Origin of the sequence: Leifsonia sp. A12D58, assembly GCF_047530025.1 — a bacterium.
In the GTDB taxonomy this organism is placed as follows: Bacteria; Actinomycetota; Actinomycetes; order Actinomycetales; family Microbacteriaceae; genus Cryobacterium.
This window is the reverse complement of record NZ_JBLJAT010000001.1, coordinates 67,245-79,333: the sequence shown is the minus strand read 5'-3', so window position 1 is coordinate 79,333 and position 12,089 is coordinate 67,245. Positions and strand designations below refer to the sequence as shown.

Genomic DNA, 12,089 nt, shown 5'->3' with positions numbered 1-12,089 from the left:
CCGCAGCTACGACTGCGAAACGATGTCAGGAGCCTCCAGGCGCACCCGATCGGCGCGCTCATCGTCAGGCTGCTCCTGCGATCCTCGCTCAGCGGCAACCCGCTTGAGGTAGACAGCCACTTCATGTTCCTCACGTTCGGCGTCCCAGCCGAGGGCATCCGCCATCAGCTTTGCTGCAACCGGCGCAGCAGACACCCCGCGGTCCCAGGCCTCGATCGAGATACGGGTGCGACGAGCAAGCACGTCTTCCAGATGAAGCGCACCCTCGTGCGTGACGGCGTACACGACCTCGGCGCCAACGTAGTCGTCAGCTCCCGGCAGCGGTTCAGCCAGCGTCGGATCGTCCCTGATCAGGTCAAGCAGCTCGTCAGTCAACGTGCCGTAGCGGTTGAGGAAGTGCTCGATTCGGGCCGGGTGCAGCCCGAAAGCCTTGGCAATCTTGCCGCGCTTGTTCCAGGCAGCCTGATATCCCTCGGCACCGAGCAACGGGATGTTCTGGGTCGTCGACTCCGGGATCTTGCCGTCGAGCGCGTCGACTGCGGCGTCGATCGCGTCCTTGGCCATCACCCGATATGTCGTCCATTTGCCGCCAGCGATGACGACGAGCCCCGGCACCGAATGGCCGACCAGGTGCTCGCGTGACAGTTTCGACGTCTGGTCTGACTCACCGGCAAGCAGTGGGCGCAGCCCGGCGTAGACGCCTTCGACGTCTTCGCGGGTCAATGGCACAGACAACACAGAATTCACGTGCTCAAGCAGGTAGTCGATGTCCGCAGCCGTCGCTGCCGGGTGCGCCTTGTCGAGGTGCCAGTCGGTGTCTGTGGTGCCGATCAGCCAGTGCCGACCCCACGGGATCACGAAAAGCACGCTCTTCTCGGTGCGGAGCAGCAGTCCCATCGCTGACTGGAACCTGTCGCGCGGTACCACCAGGTGCACACCCTTTGATGCACGCACCTTGAATGTGCCGCGCTCCCCCACCATCCGCTGGGTGTCATCGGTCCAGACGCCGGTGGCGTTCACCACCTGCTTGGCCCGCACCTCGAACCGTTCTCCGGTCTGCAGGTCGTGCGCGTGCACACCGACGACACGTTCACCGACCTTGATGAAGCCTTCGACACGCACCCGGCTCATGGCGTGGGCGCCGTAGAAGGATGCCGTGCGCACCAGTGACGCCACGTAGCGGGCGTCATCGACCTGCGCGTCGTAATACGTGATGCCGCCCACGAGAGCATCGTTGGCCAGGCTTGGCATCAGCCGCTGCACCTGGGTCTTCGACAGGTGGCGGTGGTGCGGTACCCCGGGCGGGCGACCCCCTGTGTAGCTGAAGATGTCGTAGAGCAGCATCCCGGCACCGATGTAGAAACGTTCAGTGACCCGCTTCTTCAACGGGTACAAGAACCGCACGGGCTTGACCAGGTGCGGTGCGAGCACCTGCAGAAGCAGGCCGCGTTCGATCAGGGCCTCACGCACCAGGCGAAAGTCGAGCTGCTCCAGGTAGCGGATGCCACCGTGCACAAGCTTTGATGACCTGCTCGATGTGCCTGACGCCCAGTCCCGCGCTTCGAGGATTCCGACGCTGAGACCCCGCGTCACTGCATCCATCGCGGCACCGGCACCGACGATGCCACCACCAACCACCAGGATGTCCAGCTCTTTTTCCTTGAGCCGGGCCAGCGCGGCCTCTCGCTCCTCAGGTCCAAGTTTCGTAGACCGTGTCGCCGAATTGAGCTTGCCCATGCTGACTCCCATCCTGAATGGTGGTGGTACTTACATCGACGCTAGTTCACTTGGTACGGCGCTACAACTACCTCGACGCGCTGGAACTCCTTGATGTCCGAGTAACCGGTCGTCGCCATCGAGCGGCGCAGGGCACCCACGAGGTTGGCGGTGCCGTCAGCAACGGGTGCCGGTCCGTACAGGATCTCTTCGAGCGGCGCGACTGTGCCGACCTCGACACGCTTGCCACGGGGCAGCTGCGAGTGATGTGCCTCTGCACCCCAGTGGTATCCGCCACCGGGAGCATCCGTTGCACGTGCCAGCGTCGTGCCGAGCATGACAGCGTCAGCACCGCAGGCGATGGCCTTGACGATGTCGCCCGACGTTCCCAGGCCGCCATCGGCGATGACGTGCACGTAGCGCCCGCCAGACTCGTCCATGTAGTCGCGGCGAGCGCCGGCGACATCAGCTACTGCCGTGGCCATGGGGGCGTGGATGCCGAGGGTCGCGCGGGTGGTGGATGCCGCGCCGCCGCCGAAACCGACGAGAACACCGGCGGCCCCCGTGCGCATCAGGTGCAGGGCAGCGGTGTAGGTTGACGCGCCGCCGACGATAACGGGAACGTCGAGTTCGTAGATGAACTTCTTGAGGTTAAGGGGTTCCTGGTTCTTCGAGACGTGCTCAGCAGAAACCGTGGTGCCACGGATGACGAAGAGGTCGACACCGGCGGCGACGACGGTTTCGTAGAGTTCCTGGGTGCGCTGCGGCGACAGGGCACCTGCAACGGTGACGCCGGCGGCACGGATCTCAGCCAGGCGCGCGGTGACGAGCTCCGGCTTGATCGGCTCGGAGTAGATCTCCTGCATGCGGGCGGTGGCCTTGTCGGCCGGGAGCGTGCGGATCTCAGCGAGCAGAACCTCGGGGTTCTCGTAGCGAGTCCAGAGTCCCTCGAGGTCGAGGACACCCAGTCCGCCGAGCTGACCCATCATGATGGCTGTCTGCGGAGAGACCACAGAGTCCATGGGTGCAGCGATGAAGGGGATGTCGAACTGATACGCGTCGATCCCCCAGCTCACCGATACGTCTTCCGGGTCGCGGGTGCGCCGACTAGGAACGATTGCGATGTCGTCAAAGGCGTAGACCCGACGAGCGCGCTTGGAACGGCCGATTTCAATCTCCATACTCACCACTCCAGTCTAATGGGCGTGCCTGTTGACCGATTCTGGCGTACCGGGCACAATCCCGCACCGGTCTGCCCTCGACCACGCTGTTCTGATGCGGCATCCTGAGTTGCATGGACGTCACAGCCGATCCCCTCCTGCTCCTCCGCGACCGCACCAGCCTGAAATGGCGGAGCTACCCGAACGACGTGCTGCCGATGTTCGTCGCTGAGATGGACTACCCGCTAGCCCCACCGATCGGGGACGCACTCATCGCCGCAGTGCGACGAAGCGACACCGGCTACGTCGCCCCCGAGAATCCGCTCGCCGATGCTTTCGCCGGTTTTGCGTTGCGACGCTGGGGATGGCGGGTTGATCCCGACCACGTGACGAGCACCACGGATGTCAGCGTGGCAATAGTCGAGACCATCAGGCACACCATCACGCCCGGCGAGCGCGTTGTCATCAACCCACCGATCTACCCGCCGTTCTTTGACCTCGTGCCAGAGGCAGGAGGCGAGATTGTCGAGGTTCCACTCCTGTCGGGTGTCGGCGGCTGGGCGCTCGATCTCGACGGCATCGAGCGCGCGTTCGCAGCTGGAGCGAGGGCATACCTGCTCTGCAATCCGCAGAACCCGGTCGGGCATCCGCATTCGGTCGAAGACCTGACCGCCGTTGCCGAGTTGGCCGCGAGATACGACGTCACGGTCATCAGCGACGAGGTGCACGCGCCCCTGACCCACACCGATGGCAGCTTCACACCATTCCTCACCGTCTCGCCTGAAGCGGCCGAGCATGGGATCTGTGTCACCTCGGCGAGCAAGGCCTGGAACCTGGCCGGGCTCAAGTGTGCGCTGATCGTCACCGCCTCTGAGCGGACGCGCCACGTGGTCACCGGCATGCCAGAGGAGGTGCAGTGGCGCACCAGCCAGTTCGGACTGATAGCCAGTGTCGCGGCCTTCACCGACGGCGAGGAGTGGCTTGACGGTGTGATCGCCGCGATCCAGGCCAATCGCGCTCTCCTGGCCGAGCTCCTGGCGCTCATGCTGCCGGGCGTGATCTACGCACAGCCCCACGCGAGCTATCTGGCCTGGCTCGACCTCAGAGCACTCGGCTGGGGAGACGACCCGGCTGGTATCGCCCTCGACCGAGCACAGGTCGCCTTGCACTCAGGGCCGATGTTCGGCACCCAGGGAAACGGATTCGCCCGGCTCAATCTGGCGTGCTCTCCCGAGGTACTCACCGAGGCGATCTCGCGTCTGGCCACCATCGCCTGATGCAACGCAGGAAGGGGCCGCGCACTGCGCGACCCCTTCAGGGAAAGTGACGAAACGACCTGTCGGTTAGCGACGGTAGTTCGGCGCCTCCACCACGATCTGAACGTCGTGCGGGTGTGATTCCTTCAGGCCGGCTGGAGTGATCCTGACGAACTTGCCCTTGTTCTTGAGCTCTTCGATGGTGCGTGCACCCACGTAGAACATCGACTGGCGCAGGCCACCGATGAGCTGGTACGCCACGGCGGACACCGGGCCACGGTAGGGAACCTGACCTTCGATGCCCTCGGGGATCAGCTTGTCGTCTGTCGGAACATCCGACTGGAAGTAGCGGTCCTTCGAGTACGAGGTCTTGTTGCCACGCGTCTGCAGTGCGCCGAGCGAACCCATGCCACGGTATGCCTTGAACTGCTTGCCGTTGACGAAGACGAGCTCGCCAGGGCTTTCGTCGGTACCGGCAAGAAGTGAACCGAGCATGACGGTGTCAGCGCCCGCGACGAGCGCCTTGGCGATGTCGCCTGAGTACTGCAGGCCACCATCGGCAATAACCGGGATGCCTGCCTCGCGTGCAGCAAGTGATGCCTGGTACACAGCGGTGATCTGGGGAACGCCCACACCAGCGACGATGCGCGTGGTGCAGATGGAGCCTGGACCGACTCCAACCTTGATCGCGTCAGCGCCTGCCTCGATGAGTGCCTGGGCACCCGATCGAGTTGCCACGTTGCCGCCGATGACGTCGACGCCGCGGAACGCGGGGTCGGTCTTGAGCTTGCGGATGATGTCGAGCACGCCCTGGCTGTCGCCGTTGGCGGTGTCGACCACGAGTACGTCGACCCCGGCCTCGAGAAGAGAGGTGGCACGCTGCCAGGCGTCGCCGAAGAAGCCGATGGCCGCACCGACACGGAGACGTCCAGCGTCATCCTTCGTCGCGTTCGGGAACTCTTCTGACTTGTCGAAGTCCTTGACGGTGATCAGACCGGTCAGCTTGCCCGATTCGTCGATCAGTGGCAGCTTCTCGATCTTGTGCTTGGCGAAGATTGTGACGGCATCGAGCGGCGCCATGCCGACCTTGCCCGTGATGAGCGGTGAGGTGGTCATAACCTCGCGCACCAGCGTGGTGTGCTTCTTCGTTTCAGAAACGAATCGCATGTCACGGTTGGTGATGATGCCGACCAGGATTCCCTTGGCGTCGACGACGGGCAGACCGCTGATGCGGAACTGACCGCAGATGGCATCCACCTCTGCCACTGTGGCATCGGGTGACGTCGTGACCGGGTTGGTAATCATGCCGGATTCGCTGCGCTTGACGAGGTCGACCTGCTCGGCCTGGTCGTCGATCGACAGGTTGCGGTGCAGGATGCCGAGGCCACCTTCGCGGGCCATGGCGATAGCCATGCGCGTCTCGGTCACGGTGTCCATCGCGCTGGACAGGAGGGGCGTAGCCACGTCGATCCGTCGCGTCAGCCGCGACTTGGTCTCAGCTTCGCTCGGGATGACATCCGTGTGTCCTGGAAGGAGCAAAACGTCGTCGTAGGTGAGCCCGGTGAAACCGAACGGATCTGGCTGATCCATATGTCCCCTTTGCATGCGCATAAGTGTGTGTTTCCGGTCCATGGAGCAGGGCCGGTTACTCAATGTTAAGCGAAATTGCTGAGTGAACATTCCGCAGTCCGCCAATCAGTTCATCCACCCGAAACATGAGCATTTGACAGCCGAAATCGGCATAGATCCTGCTCGTTCACAACTAAATCAATGGTTCGGACATCCCACGACGGCCACGATGTTTACAAACTTGTGATCCCTGCCGCGCGGCTGCTGTACTCACGGCTGAAACAAATGCGACATAATCGGCACGTACTGTCGACATCGATGTCGGCAGGAGAGACCCCGGGGCCCGCTCGGTCAGTGATCATGCAGGCACCACCATGGAGGTGCGGTGAAGTCCATTCATACGGCTCGCAGAGTTTCGCCCAGGATGCTTGTATTAGTCCTCGGATTTCTGTTCGCTGCTCTGACCCTGTCCACTTTCTCCGCCAGTCCGGCTCACGCCGATGAAATCGGCACCGATCAATACGACTACGTATTGGCCGGAAACGTACAGTTCGACGGCGAACCCATCGATGGCGTCCTCATTAGCGTTAAGGGCGATGGCTTCGAATCTGAAGTGAAGACCGGCGTAGACGGCAAATGGAAGATCGGCGTCCCTGACAAGGGGACGTACACCGTGAGCCTCGATGAGCAGACCCTTCCCAAGGGTGTCATCGTCGCCAAGGGCGGCAGCAGCATCGAGGCCGAATTCGGCCTCACCAAGGTCAAGTCGGTGAACTTCTTCCTCGGAGAAGGCACCAGAACGACAGTCAGCTTCTTTGACCAGTTCCTCAACCGATTAGTCAATGGACTCAACTTCGGGCTCTTGCTCGCGCTGGCCGCCATCGGTCTGTCGCTGATCTTCGGTACAACGGGTCTCAGCAACTTTGCGCACGCCGAGATGATCACCTTCGGCGCCTTGATGACGTTCGCCTTCTCCGTGCCGCTCGGGTTACCGATCTGGCTCGCGATCATCATCGCCGTCATCCTGAGCGGTGGGCTTGGCTTCGGCCTCGACGCTGCGCTCTGGAAACCGTTGCGTAAGAAGGGTGTCGGGTTGATCCCGCTGATGATCGTCAGCATCGGCCTCTCGCTGTCGCTGCGCTACATCTACCAGTTCTTCGTCGGCGGTGAAACGAAGCAGCTGCCGGGGTCGGGTATGGCCGACCTGCAGTTCGGGCCAGTCAGACTCTCGCCGATAGACATGGCAAGCATGGGCATCAGCATCGTCGTGCTGCTCGCTGTCTCCTACTTCCTGCTGCGCACCCGGATCGGCAAGGCAACACGCGCCGTGTCAGACAACCCGAGTCTCGCCTCGGCCAGCGGCATCGACGTCGACAGGGTCATCCGCATCGTCTGGATCCTTGGCGGCTCGCTTGCAGGCCTGAGCGGTGTGCTCTGGGCATACTTCCGTCCAGGCGTCAGCTGGGACATGGGCTTCCAGATCCTGCTGCTCGTCTTCGCCGCCACCACCCTCGGCGGGCTCGGTACCGCGTTCGGCGCCCTGATCGGTTCGATCATCGTCGGTCTCTTCGTTGAGCTGTCAACGCTGTGGCTTCCCTCCGACCTCAAGTACGTCGGCGCACTGGTCGTGTTGATCCTTGTCCTGTTGTTTCGACCGCAGGGAATCCTGGGTCGTAAAGAGAGAATTGGCTAGAGGGGCATCCGATGATCGACTGGGGAGCAATTTTCAACAACGCGGCCGTCGAGCTGATCAGCCCGACCACTGCGGCTTACGCCCTCGCCGCATTGGGCCTCGCGGTCCACTTCGGCTACACCGGGCTGCTGAACTTCGGCCAGGCCGGCTTCATGGCCTTGGGCGCGTACGGCTACGCCATCTCAATTCTCACGTTCGGGTTCCCTGTCTGGGGAGCAGTCCTGGTCGGTATCGGGGCGTCGGTGATCTTTGCCTTGATCCTCGGCATCCCGACACTGCGACTGAGAGCCGACTATCTGGCAATCGTCACGATTGCGGCAGCCGAGATCGTACGACTGCTATTCACCACGAACACGTTTGAACGTGTCACCGGTTCGGCGAACGGCCTCAGCGGATACAAGGACGGATTCGCGGCACTGAACCCGATCCCCGATGGCACATACGGCATCGGTCCATTCACATACAACGCGTACGACTGGTGGCTGCGCATCGTGGCCTGGACAATCGTCATCCTCGCCTGCCTGTTCACCTGGCAGCTGATGCGCAGCCCGTGGGGCCGCGTGATCAAGGGCATCCGTGAAGACGAGGATGCCGTCAGGGCGCTGGGCAAGAATGTCTACTCGTACAAGATGCAGTCGCTCATCCTCGGTGGCGTCTACGGCACCATTGCCGGAATGATTTTCATCCTTCCCCGCGCCGTCGTGCCATCGAACTACCAGACGTCGCTCACGTTCTTCGTCTACGCGATCCTGCTGCTCGGTGGCGCCGCGACGATCCTCGGCCCTGTCATCGGGTCGATGATCTTCTGGGTGCTGCTGTCGTTCTTCTCCGGCTTCATCGCCCGAGCAGTCGAGGCCGGCTGGCTGCCATTCATGACCAGCATCCAGGCCGGGCAGCTGCGCTTTATTTTGGTGGGTTTTGCGATCATGCTGATAGTGATCTTCAGGCCGCAAGGCATCTTCGGCAATAAGAAGGAGTTGGCCTTTGTCAAGTGACACGATTCCCACAGCAAAGCCGGTGAAGTCCGTCGACCTGCACATCGGCGAGGCCGTACCCGGCTGCAAGAAGCGCGATCCTATCCTCGTCGCCGACAACGTCACCCGCACGTTCGGTGGCTTGAAGGCAGTGGATGTCGACCACCTCGAGATCCCGCGCGGTGCCATCACGGCGTTGATCGGCCCGAACGGTGCAGGCAAGACCACACTGTTCAACCTGCTCACCGGGTTCGATAAACCGGACACCGGCAGTTGGGACTTCGAGGGGCATCCGCTGCACGGCGTTCCGGCATACAGGGTTGCCCGCATGGGCCAGATCCGCACCTTCCAACTGACCAAGGCGCTGGGCCTGCTCACCGTCATGGACAACATGAAGCTGGGCGCGAAGGGCCAGACCGGCGAGAACATCTTCAGGGCGATGCTCCCTTTCCTCTGGCGCAAGGAGGAAGAGGCGAATGAGGCGAAGGCCATCGAGCTTCTCGCCCGTTTCAAGCTGGACACCAAGAAAGACGACTACGCGGCCAGTCTCTCCGGCGGGCAGCGCAAGCTGCTTGAAATGGCCAGGGCGCTGATGAGCGACCCGACACTGGTGATGCTCGATGAGCCGATGGCGGGCGTGAACCCGGCGCTCACGCAGTCGCTGCTCGATCACATCCTGAATTTGAAGGCCGAGGGCATGACCGTGCTCTTCGTCGAGCACGACATGCACATGGTGCGGCACATCGCTGACTGGGTTGTCGTGATGGCAGAGGGTCGCGTCGTTGCAGAGGGCGACCCGCACACTGTCATGCAGAACCCGGCAGTTATCGATGCCTACCTCGGACAGCACCACGATGAAGACCTCGGCTCGGATGACACCGAGCACGTTGTAGCGATTAAGGAGCTCCTCGATGACGTTCTCTAGCCCTGTGGTCAGCGAGCCCATCGTTGAGACGCGCGTGCCGGTCGTTGACGTGAAAGCCGTCACCGCCGGCTACCTGCCGGGGGTCAACATCCTGAACGATTGCTCGCTCACGGCCTACGACGGCGAGCTCATCGGCATCATCGGCCCGAACGGAGCCGGTAAGTCGACGCTGCTGAAGTCGATCTTCGGACAGGTCAAGGTGCGAGCAGGTGAGATCCTGCTGCGCGGTGAAGACATCACGAACCTCAAGGCGAACAAGCTGGTCTCCAAGGGCGTTGGTTTTGTGCCGCAGACCAACAACGTCTTTCCGACGCTCACGATCCAGGAGAACCTGGAAATGGGAATGTTCCAGAAGCCCAAGGGTCTCGACGAGCGACTTGAATTCGTCACCGAGATCTTTCCAGAGCTGAAGAAGCGTCTCGGGCAGCGCGCCGGCTCACTCTCCGGCGGCGAGCGCCAGATGGTTGCTATGTCGCGAGCGCTCATGATGGGACCGCACGTGCTGCTCCTTGACGAGCCGTCTGCCGGACTCTCCCCCGTGCGTCAGGACGAAGCGTTCCTGCGCGTGAAGGAGATCAATAAGGCCGGCGTCACCACGATTATGGTCGAGCAGAATGCCAGGCGCTGCCTGCAGATCTGTGACCGAGGCTACGTTCTCGACCAGGGCACAGATGCCTACACGGGTACCGGACGTGAGCTGTTGAAAGACCCCAAGGTCATCGGTCTCTACCTCGGCACTCTCGGCCAGGACTGATTCCGAACGCGCTGCACGCAGCGGGGAGCACGCGATTGCGTGCTCCCCGCTGCTTTTTTGTGTGCCGGGGTGCTGGGGTTGCTGGGGTTGCCACCTCCCCCGATGCATAACTCCTGCAATTTGCGGCCGCACACGGCACGGCCCCTGATTTTCCGGGCGCCCAGATCGCCCGGCGGCCAACCAGCAGGAGTTATGCAACACCCAGCTGCCCCCTGCTGCCCACCGACTACGTGATGAATGGCCGTCCGTGCACAACTCCTTCAGGCCGTGCATAACTCCTGCAATTTGCGGCCGCACACGCCACGGCCCCTGATTTTCCGGGCGCCCAGATCGCCCGGCGGACAACCAGCAGGAGTTATACAACACCCAGCTGCCCCCTGCTGCCCCTGCTGCCCACCGACTACGTGACGAATGGCCGTGCACAACTCCTTCAGGCCGTGCATAACTCCTGCAATTTGCGGCCGCACACGGCACGGCCCCTGATTTTCCGGGCGCCCACATCGCCCGGCGGGCAACCAGCAGGAGTTATGCAACAAAAAGCGGGCCAAGGAACAAGCAACGGGCCAGGGAACAAAGAAGGGCCCCGACCGAAGCCGGGGCCCTTCACACGCGGTGCTAATTAGTTGATGCGCTTGTACGTGTTGTCTGCGTTGTACTGGTAGATACCGATGGTTGCTTCGGTCGGGTCACCGTTCTCGTCGAACGTGACCGGGCCGGAGTAGCCGTCGTAGTCGATCTGCTCGCCCTTCTTGAGCAGCTCTGCACCGCTCTTGAAGTCGGTGACCTTCGTGCCGTCACCGGTTCCACCGGAGACCTGACGGAGGTAGTCAGCGATCGACGTGCCAGCAGTGTCATTCGCTGCGTATGCAGCGAGTGCGATGAGAGTGACGGCGTCGTATGACTCAGCTGCGTAGCTGTAGTCGGTCAGCGTCGGGTCGATCTCCTTGAGGCGGTCGGTGAAGTCACCGAGCGTGGCGGTGTCGAGACCCGGCAGGGTGCCCTTCGAGCCGGTGATGAGACCGGGCGCGAAGTCAGCCGAGTAGTCGGCGAGGTTGCCATCGACGAAGTAGAGCTTGTCGCCAGGGAAGCCGGTTCCGACGAGCGCCGGAGTGATGACCTTGGCCTGGTCGAACGTGATCAGTGCGATCGCGTCCGGGTTGGCTGCCGTCACCTCAGAGATCTGCGACGCGAAGTTGGAGTCACCTTCGTTGAACAGCGACGTCGCGACGACCTTGCCGCCAGCACCTTCGAACGCAGTCGTGACTGACTCGGCCAGGCCGGTTCCGTACGAGTCGTTCAGCACGATAAGGCCAAGGGTCGAGTTACCATCTTCAGCGATCAGGTTACCGAGCACCTCGCCCTGCAGCACGTCAGACGGCGCTGTACGCCAGTACAGGCCCTTGTCTGGGTAGTCAGTGAAGTCTGCCGAGGTGTTTGCCGGCGAGAACTGTACGACGCCAGCGCCGACGATCTGGTCGATCACGGTCTTGGAGACACCGGAGGATGCTGCACCGACGATGGCTGAGACCTTCTGCGACAGAAGGTCGGTCACCGACACGGTTGCGGTATCGGTCGTGGTGTCACCCGAGTCACGCAGGATCGCCTCAATGTCGATGCCGAGTCCGGCGTCCTGGATATCCTGAACTGCCAGCTTGACGCCGGCTTCTTCGGGCGGCCCGAGGAAGGCGAGAGCGCCACTCTGGGGAAGGATGGTGCCGATCTTCAGACTGAGATCGCGGTCGCCGGCATCGATCTGGTTTGCGTCGCCGCTTGCAGCCGGGCTACTGGTGTCGGCCGGGGTGTCTGCCGAACCGTTGCTGCATCCAGTGAGCAGGAGTGCGCTGACGCCGACCATGGCGATACCAGTGACTACTGCCCGAACTGAGCGGGAGGCCGAGGCCTTCGCGAATACGCTCATGTTGCTCCTTGGGACTAGGAATACTTAAAGAACACAGCAACCGACTGGCTACCGTCCTGTCACAGTATTGACAGGAACCACCTGAAACAAGACAACCGTGTAACAACCGTGTAAACCGACCCAA

9 protein-coding genes are annotated in these 12,089 nt (G+C 62.3%); 5 read left to right on the top strand and 4 right to left on the bottom strand.

All coding sequences use genetic code 11. The features are described 5' to 3' along the window. Positions 1–6: 6 nt before the first annotated feature. Both ACMT3I_RS00415 and ACMT3I_RS00410 read right to left on the bottom strand, forming a co-directional pair. Positions 7–1,737, bottom strand: coding sequence for a glycerol-3-phosphate dehydrogenase/oxidase (locus ACMT3I_RS00415; RefSeq protein WP_414802468.1), 1,731 nt, complete (start codon positions 1,735–1,737; stop codon positions 7–9). A gap of 41 nt (positions 1,738–1,778) precedes the next feature. Continuing rightward, on the bottom strand, positions 1,779–2,897 hold the full coding sequence (locus tag ACMT3I_RS00410; RefSeq protein WP_414803497.1) for a GuaB3 family IMP dehydrogenase-related protein: 1,119 nt from the start codon (positions 2,895–2,897) through the stop codon (positions 1,779–1,781). Between the two features lie 113 nt (positions 2,898–3,010). Between ACMT3I_RS00410 and ACMT3I_RS00405 the strand changes: the two genes are divergently transcribed. Next, positions 3,011–4,153, top strand: coding sequence for a MalY/PatB family protein (locus tag ACMT3I_RS00405; RefSeq protein WP_414802467.1), 1,143 nt, complete (start codon positions 3,011–3,013; stop codon positions 4,151–4,153). Positions 4,154–4,219: 66 nt separating this feature from the next. On the opposite strand, the gene guaB is transcribed toward ACMT3I_RS00405, so the two are convergent. After that, entirely contained in the window at positions 4,220–5,722 is a 1,503-nt protein-coding gene (guaB, locus tag ACMT3I_RS00400) for an IMP dehydrogenase (RefSeq protein WP_414802466.1), read from the bottom strand. A 403-nt stretch (positions 5,723–6,125) separates the two neighbouring features. Between guaB and ACMT3I_RS00395 the strand changes: the two genes are divergently transcribed. The 4 genes from ACMT3I_RS00395 to ACMT3I_RS00380 are packed head-to-tail and all read left to right on the top strand — an operon-like array spanning position 6,126 to position 10,047. After that, positions 6,126–7,394, top strand: coding sequence for a branched-chain amino acid ABC transporter permease (locus tag ACMT3I_RS00395; RefSeq protein WP_414802465.1), 1,269 nt, complete (start codon positions 6,126–6,128; stop codon positions 7,392–7,394). A 14-nt stretch (positions 7,395–7,408) separates the two neighbouring features. Next, complete coding sequence (locus tag ACMT3I_RS00390) at positions 7,409–8,389, top strand: branched-chain amino acid ABC transporter permease (protein ID WP_414803496.1); 981 nt, start codon at positions 7,409–7,411, stop codon at positions 8,387–8,389. 4 nt (positions 8,390–8,393) lie between these two features. Further along, positions 8,394–9,293: an ABC transporter ATP-binding protein gene (locus ACMT3I_RS00385; protein WP_414803495.1), complete on the top strand. Its 900-nt coding sequence runs from the start codon at positions 8,394–8,396 to the stop codon at positions 9,291–9,293. Continuing rightward, positions 9,280–10,047 carry an ABC transporter ATP-binding protein gene (locus ACMT3I_RS00380; RefSeq protein WP_414802464.1) on the top strand — a complete coding sequence of 256 codons (768 nt, stop codon included), beginning with the start codon at positions 9,280–9,282 and terminating at the stop codon, positions 10,045–10,047. The genes ACMT3I_RS00385 and ACMT3I_RS00380 overlap by 14 nt, the downstream gene beginning before the upstream one ends. 619 nt (positions 10,048–10,666) lie before the next feature. On the opposite strand, the gene ACMT3I_RS00375 is transcribed toward ACMT3I_RS00380, so the two are convergent. Next, a complete protein-coding gene (locus ACMT3I_RS00375) occupies positions 10,667–11,965 on the bottom strand; it encodes an ABC transporter substrate-binding protein (RefSeq protein WP_414802463.1) in 1,299 nt (432 codons plus the stop codon). Positions 11,966–12,089 lie beyond the last annotated feature (124 nt).